We start from the raw sequence: 18,797 nt of genomic DNA, 5'->3' as shown, positions 1-18,797 counted from the left end.
ATTAAATAGACTTTAGCAGTCTGGCATAGTAGAAACCATCCATTTGTAGGTCTCCTGGTAAAATTTGTCTACCTGGTTTGTTTGTTGCGTCGTTGCCAAAGCTTTCATCTAACTTGGCATTTGCTGTACGTGCTAAAAATTGAATAATTTGTTGTTGATTCTCTTCAGGCAAAATTGAGCAAGTGGCATATAACAACGTGCCTCCTGGTTTTAGTAAGGTCCAAATTTTATCTATTATGTTGCTTTGCAGTAAGGCTAACACTTCTATGTCTTTTGCTTTTCGTAACCATTTTATGTCTGGATGGCGACGAATAATACCTGTCGCAGAGCAAGGAGCATCAAGTAAAATGCGATCGTATAAATTACCATCCCACCAAGAATCTGGTTGACTTGCATCACCTGTCAAAATTTGCGCTGAATGGCCTAATCGGTCGAAGTTTTCTTGAATACGGTTTGCTCTAACTTTGTCTATTTCTAAAGCTGTAACACTTTTTAATTGGGGTTGTAATTCGATTAGATGACAAGTTTTTCCGCCAGGTGCGGCGCAACAATCCAGAATATTATCTTCAGCTTGTGGAGCTATATATTCTGCGGCTAATTGGGCCGCTCCATCTTGAACTGCAAACCATCCATTATCAAAGCCAGGTAGTGATGTTACGTCGTAACCTTTATTTAAAATTATAGCCTGTGAGTGACTGGTAGGGATTTCGAAATCAATGCCCGACTCGGTTAACGCTTGAGAGAAGGCCTTTCTATTTGTTTTTGTTGTATTCACTCGCAGCCAAATAGGAGCTTTATGTTGCATGTTTTCTAATAAGGTAGGTGTATTTTTACCGTATGCAGCCAATAATTTTTTATACAACCATTTAGGTAAACCAGATGCAATCTGCTCATTAGGAGCTGCTTGATTTGCCATTTCTTCACGAATAAAATTACGCAGTATGCCATTCACTAAACCTTTCATGGCAATAGTATTTAATGATTGTGTGGCGGCTACAGTTTCAGATACTGCAGCATGTTGGCTGACTCGAGTAAAGGCAAGTTGATAGAACCCGAGCATGATTAAGTGTTCTACAATTTTAAAACGATTTTTAAGTGGCTTATCTAACAACTCTCTTAACCAAAACTGTAAAATAGGCAGTTGGCGTAAAACACCATAAACCATTTCTTGTAACCAAGCTTTATCTTGATCTTTATGCAGTGCTTGAATAGCCGGTAAACATTCTCTAGCTGATTGGCCCTCTTCGAGTATTTGATAAAGTATTTTTGCTGCATCAGCTCTAATGTTTGATGATTTTTTTATGTTTTTGCTTTTCATAGCTAATTATTTACTCGGCAATTGGTGAGGCTAAAATATCGCCTACAGCAAACCAATCAGCTCTACCATTTAGAATATCCGCCGCAGAGTTGGGCTTTTTGCCAGGTAATTGTAGAGTTTTAATCATTAGTAGATTTTTACCTGTGGCAATTAAAATGCCTGATTTATTTGCTTGGACAATTTGTCCTGCTGTTAAATCGGTATTTTCTGAGTTGACTACTTCGGCTGACTGCACTTTGACATTACTATTTTGCACTGTGAAAAAAGCTACTGGCCAAGGATTAAAAGCGCGAATATTACGTTCTATTTGTGCTGCCTCTAGGTTCCAATCTATCTGAGCTTCTTGTTTCGATAATTTATGGGCATAGGTGGCTAGAGACTCTTGTTGTATTTCAGCAGTTAAACTGCTCAATTTGCATAAGGTCTCAATTAACGCGAGCGGCCCAATTTCAGCAAGTTTTTGATAAAGGCTTGCACTAGTATCATCGGCTTGAATGGTTAATGCTTGTTTGAGTAGCATGGCGCCAGTGTCTAAACCTTCATCCATTTGCATTATGGTTACACCTGTTTCAGCATCGCCAGCCCAAATTGCTCGCTGAATGGGGGCGGCTCCTCGCCACTTTGGTAACAATGAGCCATGCACATTTAAACAACCTAATTTAGGAGTGTCTAAAACAACTTTGGGCAGAATTAAACCATAGGCAACTACAATCATAATATCGGCTTGTAAGGCCGCTAATTCTTGTTGTGCCTCTAGAGTTTTAAGTGATCCTGGTTGATAGACAGGTAATTGATGTTCAACTGCAAGCTGCTTAACCGCACTAGCCTGTAGTTTTTTGCCTCTGCCTGCTGGACGATCGGGTTGGCTATAAACCCCAATCACTTCATGTTCAGAATCAATTAAGGCCTGTAGATGTAAGGCAGCAAATTCTGGAGTACCTGCAAAGATGATTTTTAATGGAGCACTCAAAGTGGTATTTATCCCCTAGCCGCTAGTTTGGCTTCTTTTTCTAACTTTTTCTTAATTCTCTGTCTTTTTAACGGCGACAAATAATCAACAAACAACTTACCTTTCAAGTGATCAAGCTCGTGCTGAACGCAAATGGCTAATAAGCCTTCAGCTTCTAGAGAGAAACTTTCGCCTTTCCTATTTAGCGCTTTCACGGTAATTTTTTCAGCTCTTTCAACTTGTGCATAATTATTTGGAACCGATAAACAGCCTTCCTCACTTATGGTTTTACCTTCCATATGAGTAATTTCAGGATTAATAAATACCAAAGGATTATCTTGTTCTTCCGATACATCCATAACAACGACTTGTTTATGTACATTGATTTGGGTGGCAGCTAAGCCAATACCATTTTCATCACGCATGGTTTCAAACATATCATCAACTAAGCTTGTGATTGAGGTGTCAATTTTGTCTACTTTTTTTGCGACTGTGCGTAATCTTTCATCAGGAAAACGCAAAACATCTAATATTGCCATTGTATTCTTCAACTATAATGGGTCACGGAAGTGAGTGTGACTCAGGAACAGATTTAGCTAATGATTACCTTAGATTCAAAAAAGAGTAACCACTGGCCAGTGTATTATTTAATATACGGTTAAATAGATTGGACTATTTAAACCGTTGCTTCATGGGCTATTCTAGCTTAAATGGATCCAAAACATAACTGTGACTGCATCAAGGTGTTAAACAATGATGATTAAAAATTTGGTTAGGCTATCGATAATAGCTTTTTTACTACCGCTATATTGTTTTGCTGATGTGCTGCAGCTAAAAGAATCTGCGCCTGAACGCTATGTGGTAAAAAAAGGTGATACTTTGTGGGATATTTCAAATTTATATCTAGATAAAGCATGGTTATGGCCGGAATTATGGCGAAATAACGTGCACATCACTAACCCTCACTTAATTTACCCAGGTGATGAGTTACATTTAGTGAAAAATAGTAAGGGTGAAGTCTCATTAGAAGTCGTCAGAGAAAATATCGACAAGCTAAAAATTAAGCTGTCACCTGACGGCAATAAGCAGCTTAAACAAGCGCAGGCAATTCCCGCATTACCATGGTCTATGATCCGTCCGTATATCAATAACGAAATGATCATGAGTGATGAGGATTATGAGCGACATCCTTATGTTTTGGGCAATGAAGAGGGAGCAGTACGTTACTACGAAGATAATCTAGTGTTAGGTAAGTCATTAAGACGACGTAGTGATGAAATGCGTATTATTCGAAAACAAAACGAATTATTTGATATGCAAGGTCAGCTTATTGGTGTGCAAGTAAGACACTTAGCCAGAGCAAAAGTGGTTAAAACTAAATTGAAACAACAAAGCTTAGTAAAAATTCAAGAATCATCTTTAGAAATCAAACGAGGTGATAGGATCATTCCTTATCAAGAATTTGACCAAGACGAAATCTCACTTATTGCTGCAGAAGATCAGATAGGTTTTATCATAGGTGATTTAGAGCAACATAACTTATTAGGCAAATTTAACGTTGTTATTTTGGATCTTGGTGAGATGGAAGTATCTCCAGGTACAGTAATGGGTATTTATAGCCAAGGGCCTAGAATTATTGATGGTTATCAACCCAAATACGAAGGTGAGAGTGATGTTATCCGTAGCGCATTTGAAATGGGCGATGAAATTGAGCAGCCTGCATTAAAAGTAGGAGAAGTAATAGTGTTCAAATCCTTTGATAAGGCTAGTTATGCACTTATCACTGAATCAACTAAAGTTATTAAAAGAGGAATGATTGTAGCTAAACCATGAGTTATAAGGATCACATATGCAACAGGACGTTGATAAATCAGATAAAGCCACCGATACAGACTCGTTAATCAATTGGCTAAAACTGGCTCAGATACCTAAGTTCTCTGTTGCCAGTTTAATTAAATTGCAAAATAAACGTGGCGTTCTACTCGCACAATTATTCACTTTTTCATCTTCTGAGCTCAAAAAGTTAGGATTTAAGCCTAAGCAGGTTGAGACGATAATCAAACCTGACGAAGCACGTATAAATATAAGTTTGGATTGGTTGTCAGCTGGTGAAGATAGATTTGTATTATATTTTGACCACCCTTGTTACCCCGAGCAGTTAAAACAAATCTCTAGTCCACCAGCGTTGTTATACGGGTATGGAAATCCACAACATCTAAGTCGATTACAAATTGCCATGGTGGGTAGTCGCAACCCTAGCCCACAAGGAAAAGAGAATGCTAAGTCTTTTGCTCATCAATTAAGTGAATGTGGTTGGACAATAACTAGTGGCTTAGCTTTGGGAATTGATGGTTTCTCTCACCAAGGAGCATTGACTCGGCAACATATAACTATTGCTGTATTAGGAACTGCTATTGATAAAATGTATCCGCGACGCCATATTAAATTAGCAGAACAAATTTTACAAAATGATGGAGTCATCATTTCTGAGTTTGCACCAGGTACCCCAAGTAAGCCGGAGAACTTTCCAAGACGAAATCGGATTATTAGTGGTTTGTCTCAAGGTACTCTAATTGTCGAGGCCGCAATTAAAAGTGGCTCGTTAATTAGCGCTAGGTATGCTTTAGAGCAAAATAGAGAAGTATTTGCCATCCCAGGAAATATTCATAATCCTATTTCTGCGGGATGCCATTATCTAATTCAACAAGGGGCAAAATTGGTTACCAATATACAAGATATAAATGAAGAATTTTCACATTTGGTTTTTCCGTCTCTGATTAGCAATGAAATAAAATCGCAAAAAAATGAGCTTCAAAGCTTGGCATCAGACAAATTGTTAGATAGTGTAGATTTTGAAGTTACGCCGTTAGACATTGTGGCGCAACGGAGCGGTATGTCAGTTGAAGCTGTTATGTTTAAGTTACTAGAGTATGAGTTGTGTGGTTTAGTTAGCGCTGTTCCTGGTGGTTACATTAAATTGGGGGAAAAATAGTATGTTCGATATCCTCATGTATTTGTTTGAAAACTTCATTCACAACGAAACGGAAATCCGTGTCGATCAAGATGAATTAACCGATGAGCTAATTAGAGCGGGGTTTCATCACGATGAAATATACAAGGCCCTTTCCTGGTTAGAAAAACTTGCAGCCTTGCAAGAAACAGACATTAAACCTTATTTTGCAAAAGGTCCTACTTCTTTTGTCACACGTGTTTATACGCCTGACGAAGAGATGCGATTGGATGTAGAATGTCGCGGTTTCTTAATGTTTCTAGAGCAAATCAACGTATTAGATTCTTCAACACGTGAAATGGTCATTGACCGTGTGATGGAAATTGATTCTAAAGAATTTTGTTTAGAAGATATGAAGTGGGTGGTGCTCATGGTGCTATTTAATGTTCCTGGAAAAGAGAATGCCTATGCTCAAATGGAAGACTTGTTGTTTGACGAGCCTGAAGGGCCGCTTCACTAAAAGTTAAGCAGCAAGGCTTTACAAACCATCGCTAATATAAAGAGTGTTTTTTATAATGTGTATTTGTCGTGTATTTATAAATAGTGTCTAAAATTGATCATTCTTTATTTTCGGCTCACGAACATGCCTCAGAGCAGGCGTTTGGCCCATGCCCAAAATGTGATGGTAAGTTAAGCATAAGGCGAGGCAAATCAGGGCCATTTATTGGTTGTACTGAATATCCTCAATGCGACTATTCTAAACCACTGCATGAGCATGAAAATGCAGACATAAAAGTAATAGATGGTTCTTCTTGCCCATTGTGTTCGTCATTACTGGTAATTAAAAAAGGCCGTTTTGGTTTATTCATTGGCTGCATCGATTTCCCCATTTGTCACTATATTGAATCCACAAAAAAAGCTGAAGATACTCATGTAGATTGCCCTTTATGTAAAAAAGGTCACCTAGCCAAACGAGCGAATAAATTTGGTAAATCCTTTTATTCTTGTACTTTGTATCCCAAGTGTAAGTACGTTTTAAACTCCCCCCCAGTTGCCCAGTCCTGCCCAGAGTGTCAATGGCCAGTCATGATAAAAAAATCCTCTGCCGGAAAATTGCAGTGCCCTCAAAAACTTTGCGGATATAAAAGCGATGGTTAGAAAAATGATGATCAAAAAAAGCGATTAAAAAGCTGCGATTATAAAAACTCAGCGGAATGAAGTATCATCACATCTAAATAAAAACAGTATTTTAAAGAATGAAATCAAATCTAGATCCAGAAGCATTATTACCAAGCTTTGAAGCAGGTGAGATATTTGCTTATCCAACCGAAGCTGTATATGGGTTAGGCTGTGACCCTGATCAAGAACAAGCAGTATTAAAACTCTTAGCCCTTAAAAAACGGCCTATTGAAAAAGGCTTAATTTTAATCGCAAAAACCTATTCTCAGCTATTGCCTTATATTGACGATGCGGCTATCCCCATGTTTAAAAGAACAGAAATTTTCTCTAGCTGGCCAGGTCCTAATACTTGGTTATTACCAGCTAGTAAAAAAGCGCCTAAGTGGATTACCGGTGGTTCTGATTTAATTGCGGTTAGGGTCACGTCACATCCATTAGTACAAGAATTATGTGAATGTTTTAATAAACCCATAGTGTCGACCAGCGCCAACATTACTGGTCAACCGGCAGCTACGACAGTGCAACAAATAGAACAACAATTTGCTCAGCAAGTTATTATTGTTGCAGGCGAATTAGGTAATAGACGTAAACCTAGCTGCATACGAAACGGTTTAACTGGACAAACAATAAGAGACAATTAGTCAAATGATAGAAGAAAAACTTCCCGATCTAGAAAAAGTTAAAAAGTATCTACTAAAACTACAGGACAATATTTGTCAGACGTTAGAGCTGGCAGATGGCAAAGGCAGTTTTATAGAAGATAACTGGCAACGAGAACAAGGTGGGGGAGGCCGCACTCGTGTATTAACTAATGGTAATGTGATCGAACAAGGTGGGGTGAACTTTTCTCATGTTTACGGTGGCGAATTACCTGCCTCAGCAACGGCTGCTCGTCCAGAGCTAGCTGGTAGAAGTTTTCAGGCTGTGGGCGTGTCATTGGTTATTCATCCTCATAACCCATTTGTTCCCACTACTCACGCTAATGTGCGATTTTTTATTGCGGAAAAGCCGGGTGAAGAGCCTGTTTGGTGGTTTGGTGGTGGTTTTGATTTGACGCCTTTTTACCCATTCCTCGAAGATGTGCAACATTGGCACTCTGTGGCCAAAAGTGTTTGTGAACCTTTTGGGGAAGAAGTGTACCCAGAATACAAAAAATGGTGTGATGACTACTTTTTTCTTAAACACAGAAATGAAACTCGTGGCGTAGGTGGTTTATTTTTTGATGATTTAAATAAACCCGGATTCAAACAAAGCTTCAAAACCATGAAAGCTATCGGTAATGGCTTTTTAGATGCTTACGTACCTATTATAGAAAAGCGCAAAGATACACTGTTTAATCAACAGCAAAGAGATTTCCAATTATATCGACGTGGCCGCTATGTGGAGTTTAATTTGGTTTGGGATAGGGGGACTTTATTTGGATTGCAAACTGGTGGTCGCACCGAGTCAATTTTGATGTCTATGCCACCTTTAGCCAGGTGGGAATATGACTATCAACCAGAGCCAGGCAGTGCAGAAGCTGATCTGTACGACAATTATTTACAGCCTAGGGAGTGGCTTTAGTGACAGATCCAATAAATACACGAAAAATGACAGATAAGTTCCTAGTTTACGGCAACCCCATTGCCCAAAGTAAATCACCTAAAATTCATCAAATGTTTGCAAAGCAAACTCAACAAAACATTGAATATGATCGTCAGCTAGCCACAATTGAAAACTTTAAAGATTCATTAAATAGCTTTTTTGCAGATGAGGCTGCTAAAGGCTGCAACGTCACAGCGCCTTTTAAAGAGCAAGCTGCACAGTGGGTAAATCAACTCTCGTCTGGTGCTAAGTTAGCGGGTGCGGTTAATACTATAATTCGCCAATCTGATGGAACGTTTTTGGGAGATACCACAGATGGCCCTGGCATAGTGCAAGATTTATTACGCTTAAACGCGGTTAAGAAAGGCGCTCGAATTTTATTGTTAGGCGCTGGTGGTGCGGCAAGAGGGGCATTGCAATCTTTGTTAGCCTTAGAGCCTGAATTATTGCTGGTGGCTAACCGCACAACATCCAAGGCAGAGTTATTGGCATCTTTAATACCTCAGCCGAATTTACAAGCTTGTGGCTTTGATGATTTGGTGGACCAGAATGAACCTTTCGATTTAATTATTAATTCGACTTCAGCCAGTTTGTCTGGAGAGTTACCGCCTATTCCAGATGAAGTAATAGCAAATAGTGGTTATGTGTATGACATGAGTTATAGCGATAAACCAACAGTATTTTTAAAACATGCTGCCAGTTTAGGTGTGACTAAATACTCTGATGGTTTAGGCATGTTAGTAGGCCAAGCCGCTGAAAGTTTTTACTTGTGGCGTGGGGTTAGGCCAGAGGTTGAGGCTGTTATTGAAGCTCTGCGAGCTGAGCTATAGTAGCAAATTAGATGTATTTCAAGGGCATTCACTGCGCTCATCAAACATTCGCGGTGCTCACAAAGCATTCACTACGTTCACCGCAATCCATTGCGGGGGTTCACCCTGCGTCCCTGCTGGGCGATGCACTTCTTTTCAACAGCTAAAAGAAGTACACAAGAAAAGCCGCGCTAAAAACAAATTCCAACTCCATTAAATAATTGCCTTTTATGTCAGATCGGCAATAAGCCGCTCCCAGCTATAAAAGATTGCCTTGTTCAGATGTACCTATCTGACCACCTGACAAGCCAATTATTGAATGGGGAATTTGTAGTCGCGATAAAATCAACAGCATGGCGTCGCCACAAAGACTAAAGTGAAAAGCATGTGCTTTTGCCACTAAGCTAAAACTAGAAGCCTTACCCTGTCATTCCTGCATGCTTTTAGCAGGAATCCATTTTTATATCTAATTGATATTCTGTACACGTATAGTCGCAAGATTTTAGGTGAATGCGGCATTTACACATAACTAAAATAGTGTATTTGGTAAAACTCTTTATGTTGTAATAACTTACCCACTGTGCCTAAAATAAGTGAAATTTTATACACGGTAAACACGGTTATTAATATTGTTAAATTGATAAGGGGTGGGTCTGAGTGTCAGATGAATTAAGGGAGCATATCTTTGAATTGATGCCCCAAATCGATGAGTTGCTAGAAGCAAAGGGCACTCCGATACCAAGTCGGTTTATCGCCGCTGGAATGCTTTATGTAGAGCATTTTGTTCAAGACTCGACTTTTGAGTCCAAAGAAAAACTACTAGAAAGTAATGTGTATCACGAGTGTGTTCTACCAATATTCAACGATTGGTATTACGAAAAGTACAAAGATCTCACCAAGAACAATGTAAAAAAATTCTATCTTGGAGTGGCCTTCGTCTACGGACAACCCATAGAGCTCAAAATACCCTCTACAACATCGGACGTAGTGGAAGAGGGGAAATTGTCAAAGATGATGTTTCCAGATCACATGCTAGAAAATGAAAAAATAGAGGACATAATACAGCCTAATATCAATCTTGAGTATATGTCGGAGAAATCAATTTCTAACCTTAAGCAACAAATCGCAGAAATTATTGCCTATTCAAGGGCTATAAATATAGACATAGAGACTTCAAGTAAGCTTGAGCAATCGGCCCGGAATATGTCTATGGGGGCATTTTGAGAAAGGTATAAGCGATATACTCATAAAAAAAACCAGAGTCATCAGCCGTAGCTTGCTGGGAATTTCATTTAGCGATAGAAAAATCTATAAAAGTGCTTATTCACTCCAAGACTGGCCAAGGAAAATATGGTCACTGCCTTAATGATCTTATTGAATGGCTTAAACAACGTGGATGTGAACTGGATTCATCGGAATTGATAAAACTACCATCCGATAAAGACGCTATAAAGTTGCGCTATGCGGAAATGATGAGGCAACCAATTGAGGCATTCGACTACTATCTTATTGCACTCAAATTTGTAGCAGATGCTTGCACTAAACTAGATCATGAGTATAGGTTTAAGAATTCATCATTTACTTTAAAAATGGCGCCTTGGGCAAGATGATTTTTATAAGGCATTGTAGCGGACAAGCCGTTGCTTTGAGCATTAGCCACTCTGCACAATTTTTGATTAAAGTAATCCATTGGATTATACTTGTGTGATGCAAAATACAGTAGCTGAATTACCAGAGTACATCAAACGAGCTGACTCCCTTTTAGGCGAGTCAGAGCGAAAGGGTGTTATCGACTACCTATCAGAACACCCAAAAGCTGGGAATGTAATGGAAGGTACTGGAGGTATTCGAAAGTTGCGTTGGAGAAAAGGTAATAAAGGCAAGAGCGGTGGTGTTCGGATTATTTACTATTATCATGATGATCGAATTCCGCTTTATCTTCTAACCATGTTTGGCAAGAATGAGCAGGCTAATTTAACTAAAGCCGATAGAAACTCTCTTTCTAAACTGATCAAAATATTGATAGCAAAAGCTTTGGAGAAATATTATGACTAGTGCATTTGAAAGTATTGCTCAAGGACTAAAAGAAGCAATAGACCTGAACGATGGAAAAAAGGTGGATGCCAGAATTCATAGAGCCCCAGAAGTCAATGTGGCTGAAATAAGAAAAAGTCTTGGGTTAACCCAAATGGAGTTTGCTTCGAAGTTCTGCATAAGTGTTTCAACTCTACGGCACTGGGAACGAGGTGATCGCAACCCTCACGGCCCAGCACTTGCTTTACTAAACGTGGTTGCTAAAGAGCCTCAAGCCGTTTTGCGCGCGCTTGGTTAACAAACGAGTCTTAGTTGATTATTTTTGATTAATTATATGACAAAGGAATTGTCTTGAAAATTAAACTCTTCCAAGTCGATGCGTTTGCTGCGAACGTTTTTGAAGGTAACCCTGCTGCGGTTTGCCCTTTGGATGATTGGCTGCCAGATGTATTACTGCAAAAAATTGCTGAAGAAAACAACCTGTCTGAAACGGCTTTTTTTGTGCTGACCGACACTGAAATCACTCTACGTTGGTTCACTCCAAAAGCTGAGGTCGATCTATGCGGTCATGCTACCTTAGCCGCGGCTCATGTGTTATTTCAACATTTAGCTTATGGCAAGTCAGAAATAAGCTTTCAAACTAAAAGCGGTGAGCTGGTGGTGAGTAAAACTGATTCGGGTTATGCCATGGATTTTCCCGCATCTGTATTAACGCCCGTTGAACCACCAGCAGATTTGTTACTTGGTTTGGGTGGGATCAAGCCATTGGCGGTATATGCCGATTTTGATTATGTGGTGGTGTTAGATAACGAGCAGGTAGTGCGTAAGCTAACACCACAATTTGTTAGTTGGTTAAATTTAGATTTACGTGGTGTGGTGGTCACGGCAATTGCTGACGATGAAAATACAGATTTTGTTAGCCGCTGTTTTTTTCCAAAGTTAGACGTCAATGAAGATCCAGTCACAGGATCAGCCCATTGCGAACTTGCGCCATATTGGGCTAAACAATTAAATAACTCTAAATTAATTGGTAAGCAGCTGTCTAGTCGTAGCGGTTTAATGGGTTGTGAATTAATAGGCGATAGGGTGATGCTTACGGGTGGTGCTAAGGATTATTTGCAAGGTGTAATCATTATTTAATCATTTTCAATGAATATTTAATGTGATGCGTCTCACCATTACTGGCTTTTATTATTGCAACTACAATTTCGAATAATACAAATATCAAAATAAAAAAAGCAATTACAGGAATAACCAGAGCAAGCAGTCCTAACGATAGGTACGCTAATACAAATATGATTGATATTAGAAAAAGTGTTATTTGAAAATTTAAGGCTTCTTTTATATTTCTATTGATAAGGCTTGAGTATTTCCCTGCTCTTATATAGATAAGAGCCAGAATAATAAAACTAGAAAAAGGTACGACTAGTCCTATTAAAATAGAAATATATCAAAAAACAGCCCATTTTTTTTCTTCGGCAAATGTCATGTTAAAATCCATTTTACTTTTTGAGGTATTTTAATTTACCACAAGCTCAAAAGTGTCTCATCAAATAATTGTAGGTTACGTAAATGTCCCAATACAGTTATTACGCCTTTAAACTCTGCTAAATGTATACCCAGTATCCACACAGTTTAAAAAATTTATTTATTTGCTAAATCCGCTTTTTGCTGTGCCGACATACTTAGCTCAGCAGCCTTAAAGGTGTGGGCTTGACTCATGGCGTTTTCAGTACGATTGATTACATCTAAAATTAGTTGTCCAAAATAAGGAAAGGCTGATTGACCTAAACAATCAATTTCCTGTTCTTGCTGATTATTAGTGAAAAACAACTTAGATGCGGGAGCTTGGCGAGCTACGTCATTGTATTTTCTGCATTCGATATTACCTTCGGTGCCAATAATAATAGTACGGCCATCACCCCATGTGGCTTGTCCTTCTGGGGTAAACCAATCCACTCGAGTATAAAAAGATGCGCCATTGTCGCCTGTCATGGATATTTCACCAAAGTCTTCAAGGCCAGGTTTATCGCTGTTGTTAAAGTTTTCAACCCGAGAAAAATTAATGGTGGCATCGGTCGCACCTGTATAAGTTAAAAATTGTTCAACTTGATGTGAACCAATATCTGTCAATATACCGCCATAACATTCTTTATCAAAAAACCAATCTGGACGCGTGGATTTCGCTAATCGATGTGGCGCAAGATTAACTACCTGTAATACTCGGCCTATAGCGCCTTGTTTAATTAACTCTCCTGCTTGCCACGCAGCTTCGTTGTGCAGGCGCTCAGCATAATACACTGCATATTTTTGGCCTGTGTCTTGAACAACTTGTTTAACTTCCGCAAGTTGTTCTAAAGTGGTGAAGGGAGACTTGTCGGTAAAGTAGTCTTTACCAGCTTGCATAACACGTATGCCAATTCCCGCTCTTAAATGAGGAATAGCTGCAGATGCGACTAATTTGGTATCTGTATCATTTAATATTTGTTCGAATGATTCGGCGACGATTGCTTGTGGGTATTTTTCACAAAAAGCGGCTAGGCGAGTGGGGTCAGTGTCATACACGTATTTTAATGTGCCACCTGCTTGCACTAAGCCATTAGTTTGACCATTTATATGACCGTGATCTAAGTAAGCCACCGAGAAGTGAAACTCTCCTGGTTGAACTACTGCTTCACTGATACCTACTGGCGCATAGTTAGCACCATCTTTCATATTTGCTTTTTTAGGTGTGTTTTTTTTATTTGAGACAGGTTCTGCCATTAGATATAACCCATTTTAACTAAAGTTGAATAAACCACGCTGGCAAGCACAGTCACAATACATAAAGCCATGGCAATATTGATAAACAGGCGTTTGGTGCCTGTAGGCATGGCCTCGCCTAAATAATCTTTTCTATTATTAAGTAGCGCCCAGCCTATGTAAGCAATCGGTAGTAAGAAACCACAAATTGCGGCAGTAGGCACTACCACATAAGCACCCATGGTTGACCATACAAACACGCCCAAAATTGCTGGAGTAGGAGCTAATAAAGCGAGTTTGTATTTAAAGCTGTTCTCTTCCCAGCCAAACATTGCGGCTGCCGCAGAACCACAACACAACATATGCATAACCAAAGAGCCTATAGCCATGCCTAAAATACCAAAAGCAAAAATTAGGCGACTAGTGACTTCGTCAAGTCCCGCTGACATAAACATAGTGCCAGCTTGGGTAGGACTTAACTTGCCTTGAATGTCTAAGTCTGAGCCAAAAAAAGCTCCGGCGGCGGCAATTGAAATTAAACTTGTCACTAAAAAATAAGGAAGGACTAAACCTAGGCCAATATCGTAACGCGATAATTCAGCATGATCTTTAGTCCATTTTTTATGTAGTAAGGTGTAACCGTAGATAAAGGTCATATTGATGCCTACTGCACTTCCTAAGGCGGCCATAACAATAGTGACACCTTGAGCGTCTGATGGAAATGAGGTTGGGATATAACCCGCTGCTACTGCCGCCCAATCAACTTTGCCATTTAATGAGGCGCTAATCACAACCCAAGCAAAAGCTATAATGATTAAGCCGCTGAGTATTTTTATGCCATTTTCGAAATATTTAACTGCATTGTTCTTGCCACCTTCATTGTCGTGATCTCCGTATTTCCATGCAGTAAACGCCACACCTGCCCAAATGATAATGGCTAATACTAATAGGTACATATCTCGCGCTGTGCCTGAATCTTTATCAACTGAAAAACCAGTGCCTACCACGATAATCTCTTCCAGCATAGCCGCGCTTAAAGGGTAGTGGGCAAAACCCCAGATGATACTCGACGCAAAAGCCGCAATTGCCCAACCCCAAGCAATAGGCGCGTTGACGTGTTTTTTCATGGCTTCAAAAGGTTTGTCTTGGGTATGTAAAGTTTGGTGTGACAAAGCAAACAGCATGATACAACCAATGATCATAGCAACAGGTTGCACCCACAAAAGTTCGTAACCAAAAAGAGCGCCTATGGTTAATGAGGTAACAGCACTACCGCCACCTAATGTCATGGCGCCTTGTAACCAACCTGGGCCACTCAACTTTAGGTAGGTTGGCACACGTGCATACCAAGGTTTTGCGGATAAAGCTTGGAGAGTCGCTATTTCGCTGCTGTTACTCATATTTAATACTCTTTATTTTTATGATTAGTGAATGTGCTGTTTTAACGATACGAAGCGTTCATATCGACTTTAGCTTCTACTTTCGATTTGACCCGTAACTCTGAATTGGAAGCTTTTTCGTTTAACAAGGTTTGATAGTGAAGCCTATCTAGAGGTAACGATACTGTTTGCTTATTCCAAGTAGATTGCAACATAGCGTTTGCAATATCTAACGACGCTAACCCGTCTTCAGCTGGTGCGATTAATTTAGTTCCACCATGAATAGCTTGTATAAAGTTGTTCATAATAATGGCATGTTGATTAACCTTTTCGTCAGTGCTGATATCTGAATCGGTCACTTTGGGCATGCCAAACATTTCATCTGTATTTGCGCAGAAGTCGGCTGTGCTTTGATCATTCAATTTTTGAGTTAATTGGCCATTCCCGTCAACAACAGTAAAATGGATACTGCCCTTATCACCAATAATATCAAAGCGATTGACTCCAGGAGCTTCACCTGTGGAGCCTATAAATACCCCTGTAGCTTTATTGTTGTAGCGTAAGTAAGCAGTCACTTCGTCTTCTACTTCAATATTGTGATATTTGCCAAATTCACAAAAAGCAGTGATCTGATTAGGCACACCACATATCCACTGAAAAATATCTAAATTGTGAATGCATTGATTAACTAACAAACCGCCGCCTTCGCCTTTCCAAGTGGCGCGCCAATCACTGACTTGAAAATAAATGTCAGGGCGAAACCAGTTGGTCATAGTCCAATGGGTTCTTTTAATCTCACCTAATACTCCGCTATCAACTACTTGTTTCATTTTTTCGAAGGTAGGATCAGTACGCTGGTTTAACATCAAGGCAAACTGAACGTTTTCTGGTTTAATTTTTAACAGCTCCTCACCTTCCCAGCTCGACAAACCAATAGGTTTTTCAAGCATCACATGTAAGCCTTTTTCTAAGGCATATTTAGCAATAGCAAAATGAGACAGGGTAGGCGTGGCAATGAGTACTGTATCAACACTGCCTGAATCAATTAATGTTCGGTAATCAGTAAAGTGTTGAGCATTAAGTTCTTTGGCTAATCCGGTGTCAGTGCGAGCACACAAAGCGGTAATTTGGCAATTTTCAACTGCGCCAGAAGTAACATTATTAATATGCTGTTGGGCAATATTACCTAAACCAATTACACCAAGTTTGATAGTTTGTTGACTCATAGTAGTCTCAGTGTCCTTTGATATTTTTTATTGTTTCGGCGGTATAGGGGATAGATTGCTCTTTTGTATGGTAGCGCACACTTTGAACCGTTGCTTTGTCGACTGCCTTAGCTTTGTTATCCCAAGTATTACGAATATAGGTGGCGATATCAGCAATATCTTGGTCTTTAAAGTGTGGGTTGGCTGCTAATCCAGGCATCACCATGCCGTTATCATAAGTCTTGCCTCGAACTTTAATTGGCCCGCTGTAACCGTGTAATAAAATACCGGTTAACTTTTTGGCATCACCCGTAACCCACTCACTTTTGTTTAGCGGGGGAATGGCTGGGTTGCCTTCACCATCGGCTCCATGGCAGCCGAAACAGCCCGCTTCTCCATTAAATAAGTTTTTACCTCGTTCCGCGCTTTTGGCGACAGCACCTGATAGTTTTGATGAGGTTTGTTTAACAACCTTACTAAGCGCTTCAATTTCACTACCAGCTTGTTCTGGTATGCTTGTTTTGCTGGCAGTTAAAAACTCTACTTCGTTATTTGCCAAGCTAGCTAATACAAAAGGACTTGTACCAAATTGATTAATAATAGTCGCCGTTGCTTGCCAGGCTCTATGTGTCCCCGCAGCCAAGGCTAATACATTAGCGGCTTCTTGATTGGCGTTCTTACTTTCTTCAACTAACCAATTTTTAATCGCAGTAGAGGTTGGTAGTAACTCTATGAGTCTATAAACACTACGTTTTACTTTTGTATTATTTGTATTGGCAGCCTGTTTGAGGATTTCAAAAGAATTACTGTCTAAACCTTCCAATGCCCATAAGGCCTTTATTTGCGCTAAATGATTAGCACTAGATGTTGCTATAGTTTGTAATGCATTAACCACAGACTTATCTTGCTTCATTACCAACAATTGCTGCGCCATATCTCGATGCCAACCATTGTCGTGGCTTAAATAAGGCAGAAGTTGTGCTGCCGACAAGTTATCTAAAAACTCCACTTTAGGCATGGCAGAGGTTTTGTGTTTTAACCTGTAAAGACGCCCAATATGTTTACTTCGTTCTAAATCACGAGACTTTATCTGATCAGATAAATAAGTAGTTAAGAAGGTTCTATGTTGCAAAACCCCATGATAAAAATCCACTATCATGGTTGTGCCATCAGGCGTATTGTTAGTGCTTACAGGGCGAAATCTTTCGTCTGTTGAAGCCAGTATTTCTTGCTGTGAAAATAAATTTTGGCCAGAAACAATCCCATCTTGCTCAATAAATTTATTGGCGCGAACTAAATTTCCAGCGGGTTCGGTGACTAAACTAATATTACTATATTGTTCTGGGTATTGATTACCTCGGTAAATTACCGGCCCACCAGCGGCTGTGTTTTTCTTTAATTTATAATCTTTGTCATACATACCTTCCATGTACCCGCGGTTTATTCCAGGAGTTACACGAACTGGATAAACATCATTGTTGCCAATGTTTTGAGCTAGCAGACTCTTCGGAAATTCTTGTTTGTTATTTCTAATAGCTACATTGGGTAAAAAAGACGTAGTTTGTATTGGGTCTGAGTTATGTAAAAAGTAATGGCGGCCATAATCATCTTGGCTAATACCCCATTGCCCTCTAAATTCTGTGGGGCCAATAGCCATTTTCCAATATTGATTGCGGTAAATTTCTTTCGTACCCGCTGGAAGCGATGCGTTTAAAGGATAAGGACGATAGCGCTTATTTGATTTAGCGTTGTAGTACCAATTATCTAAACTAAATAACAGACCGTTTGGTTTATGTTCGACGTTACCTCCTTTAGCGTAATCTTTATCTACAACCTCAGTTTTAATAACACTCACATTGCCGTTTTTATCTGATAGTTCAGAGAAATATAAGCTCACATTGTCTGCCCAGATGATACCTTTATCTATAAAAGCTAGTGCTCTGGGTAAGATTAAGTTGGGCAATATTACTTGGCGTGTATCCATAGTGCCGTCTTGATCTGTGTCGGTTAACATCACAATTTGGCTGTCATGTTCCATTTCACCAGAGGCGAGTGTATCTTGCATGTAGGTGGTCATTTCTAATACCCACACACGTCCTGCTGCGTCATAAATGGCAAAAACTGGATCAAACACTAGTGGGCTGTCTGCAATTATTTCTACCGCAAAATCAGGATGCACTACAAACGAGTTCATGGCTTGTTCTAGGTTTAAAATGGGTGCTGGTGGAATAATATTTTCAGGCACCACTTTTGTCATGACGTGGCCTTCTCTGTCACCCGGATTAGACTTTTGGGGGGCTGTTGCTGGCAGTTCAATATTTGGCTTCATAGAAACCTCAGACGGACTTTTGAGTGAGCAAGCCTGTAATAATATAGGTGATAATATTGACGCTATAACAGTCGTTTTTAGCTTTGCAGAAGAAAATTTAAATAAAGGTTTCATATTGTAATAACTCAGTTTTACTTTGGACTGACCAATTGGGTTAGTATAAAATAGTCACATTGAGATTCAAGCAATTAATTTAGTTAGAATGTTATAAATTAGTTAGGTTTTGTTATTCTGACATATCTGAAAACTCCTTTTATGTAACACTGTTTGTTGTGTTTGATATTTTGGTCTGATAGATTCCTCTTTACACCTCGCGAGT

19 protein-coding genes are annotated in these 18,797 nt (G+C 39.5%); 11 read left to right on the top strand and 8 right to left on the bottom strand.

The features are described 5' to 3' along the window. Window position 1: 1 nt before the first annotated feature. From rsmB to def, 3 genes are read right to left on the bottom strand one after another with little or no spacing between them, the layout of a single operon-like run. On the bottom strand, window positions 2-1,318 hold the full coding sequence (gene rsmB / locus L0668_RS03625; RefSeq protein ID WP_235310717.1) for a 16S rRNA (cytosine(967)-C(5))-methyltransferase RsmB: 1,317 nt from the start codon (window positions 1,316-1,318) through the stop codon (window positions 2-4). Window positions 1,319-1,328: 10 nt separating this feature from the next. After that, on the bottom strand, window positions 1,329-2,288 hold the full coding sequence (gene fmt, locus L0668_RS03620; RefSeq protein WP_235310716.1) for a methionyl-tRNA formyltransferase: 960 nt from the start codon (window positions 2,286-2,288) through the stop codon (window positions 1,329-1,331). 8 nt (window positions 2,289-2,296) lie between these two features. Beyond that, on the bottom strand, window positions 2,297-2,806 hold the full coding sequence (def, locus tag L0668_RS03615; protein WP_235310715.1) for a peptide deformylase: 510 nt from the start codon (window positions 2,804-2,806) through the stop codon (window positions 2,297-2,299). Between the two features lie 214 nt (window positions 2,807-3,020). Here def and L0668_RS03610 point away from each other — a divergent pair, with 214 nt between their 5' ends. The 11 genes from L0668_RS03610 (at window position 3,021) to L0668_RS03560 (ending at window position 11,963) form a co-directional block, all read left to right on the top strand. After that, window positions 3,021-4,100, top strand: a complete 1,080-nt coding sequence (locus L0668_RS03610; RefSeq protein WP_235310714.1) for a LysM peptidoglycan-binding domain-containing protein — start codon at window positions 3,021-3,023, stop codon at window positions 4,098-4,100. A 16-nt stretch (window positions 4,101-4,116) separates the two neighbouring features. Then, entirely contained in the window at window positions 4,117-5,259 is a 1,143-nt protein-coding gene (dprA, locus tag L0668_RS03605) for a DNA-processing protein DprA (RefSeq protein WP_235310713.1), read from the top strand. Between the two features lies 1 nt (window position 5,260). After that, window positions 5,261-5,737: a DUF494 family protein gene (locus L0668_RS03600; RefSeq protein ID WP_235310712.1), complete on the top strand. Its 477-nt coding sequence runs from the start codon at window positions 5,261-5,263 to the stop codon at window positions 5,735-5,737. 83 nt (window positions 5,738-5,820) lie between these two features. Further along, the gene (locus L0668_RS03595) at window positions 5,821-6,375 is read left to right on the top strand and encodes a DNA topoisomerase family protein (protein ID WP_235310711.1); all 555 of its coding nucleotides are present in this window, start codon (window positions 5,821-5,823) and stop codon (window positions 6,373-6,375) included. A gap of 98 nt (window positions 6,376-6,473) precedes the next feature. Next, the gene (gene tsaC / locus L0668_RS03590; RefSeq protein WP_235310710.1) at window positions 6,474-7,037 is read left to right on the top strand and encodes an L-threonylcarbamoyladenylate synthase type 1 TsaC; all 564 of its coding nucleotides are present in this window, start codon (window positions 6,474-6,476) and stop codon (window positions 7,035-7,037) included. A 4-nt stretch (window positions 7,038-7,041) separates the two neighbouring features. Further along, window positions 7,042-7,959 (top strand): oxygen-dependent coproporphyrinogen oxidase, encoded by a 918-nt coding sequence (gene hemF, locus L0668_RS03585; RefSeq protein ID WP_235310709.1) that lies wholly within the window; start codon window positions 7,042-7,044, stop codon window positions 7,957-7,959. Then, the gene (gene aroE, locus L0668_RS03580) at window positions 7,959-8,810 is read left to right on the top strand and encodes a shikimate dehydrogenase (RefSeq protein WP_349815626.1); all 852 of its coding nucleotides are present in this window, start codon (window positions 7,959-7,961) and stop codon (window positions 8,808-8,810) included. Before hemF ends, aroE begins: the two co-directional genes overlap by 1 nt. A 636-nt stretch (window positions 8,811-9,446) precedes the next feature. Next, entirely contained in the window at window positions 9,447-10,013 is a 567-nt protein-coding gene (locus L0668_RS03575) for a hypothetical protein (protein WP_235310708.1), read from the top strand. Window positions 10,014-10,496: 483 nt separating this feature from the next. Next, the gene (locus tag L0668_RS03570) at window positions 10,497-10,844 is read left to right on the top strand and encodes a type II toxin-antitoxin system RelE/ParE family toxin (RefSeq protein WP_235310707.1); all 348 of its coding nucleotides are present in this window, start codon (window positions 10,497-10,499) and stop codon (window positions 10,842-10,844) included. Continuing rightward, a complete protein-coding gene (locus L0668_RS03565) occupies window positions 10,837-11,121 on the top strand; it encodes a helix-turn-helix domain-containing protein (protein ID WP_235310706.1) in 285 nt (94 codons plus the stop codon). Before L0668_RS03570 ends, L0668_RS03565 begins: the two co-directional genes overlap by 8 nt. Window positions 11,122-11,174: 53 nt before the next feature. Beyond that, window positions 11,175-11,963, top strand: coding sequence for a PhzF family phenazine biosynthesis protein (locus tag L0668_RS03560; RefSeq protein ID WP_235310705.1), 789 nt, complete (start codon window positions 11,175-11,177; stop codon window positions 11,961-11,963). Here L0668_RS03560 and L0668_RS20840 read toward each other — a convergent pair. From L0668_RS20840 to L0668_RS03540, 5 genes are all read right to left on the bottom strand, one after another. Then, window positions 11,956-12,258, bottom strand: coding sequence for a magnetosome magnetite crystal formation protein family (locus L0668_RS20840; protein ID WP_349815627.1), 303 nt, complete (start codon window positions 12,256-12,258; stop codon window positions 11,956-11,958). The two genes, L0668_RS03560 and L0668_RS20840, sit on opposite strands and share 8 nt — an antisense overlap. A 209-nt stretch (window positions 12,259-12,467) precedes the next feature. After that, window positions 12,468-13,586 (bottom strand): Gfo/Idh/MocA family protein, encoded by a 1,119-nt coding sequence (locus L0668_RS03555; protein WP_235310704.1) that lies wholly within the window; start codon window positions 13,584-13,586, stop codon window positions 12,468-12,470. After that, window positions 13,586-14,965 (bottom strand): divalent metal cation transporter, encoded by a 1,380-nt coding sequence (locus L0668_RS03550; protein ID WP_235310703.1) that lies wholly within the window; start codon window positions 14,963-14,965, stop codon window positions 13,586-13,588. The genes L0668_RS03555 and L0668_RS03550 overlap by 1 nt, the downstream gene beginning before the upstream one ends. A 41-nt stretch (window positions 14,966-15,006) precedes the next feature. Continuing rightward, a complete protein-coding gene (locus tag L0668_RS03545) occupies window positions 15,007-16,170 on the bottom strand; it encodes a Gfo/Idh/MocA family protein (protein WP_235310702.1) in 1,164 nt (387 codons plus the stop codon). 7 nt (window positions 16,171-16,177) lie between these two features. Next, the gene (locus L0668_RS03540) at window positions 16,178-18,478 is read right to left on the bottom strand and encodes a PVC-type heme-binding CxxCH protein (protein ID WP_235310701.1); all 2,301 of its coding nucleotides are present in this window, start codon (window positions 18,476-18,478) and stop codon (window positions 16,178-16,180) included. Between the last annotated feature and the right edge of the window lie 319 nt (window positions 18,479-18,797).

The sequence above is a fragment of the Paraglaciecola algarum genome, assembly GCF_021532655.1.
Taxonomy (GTDB): domain Bacteria; phylum Pseudomonadota; class Gammaproteobacteria; order Enterobacterales; family Alteromonadaceae; genus Paraglaciecola; species Paraglaciecola algarum.
Note: the sequence above shows the minus strand (reverse complement) of the source record. Positions and strands in the feature narration are given on the sequence as shown.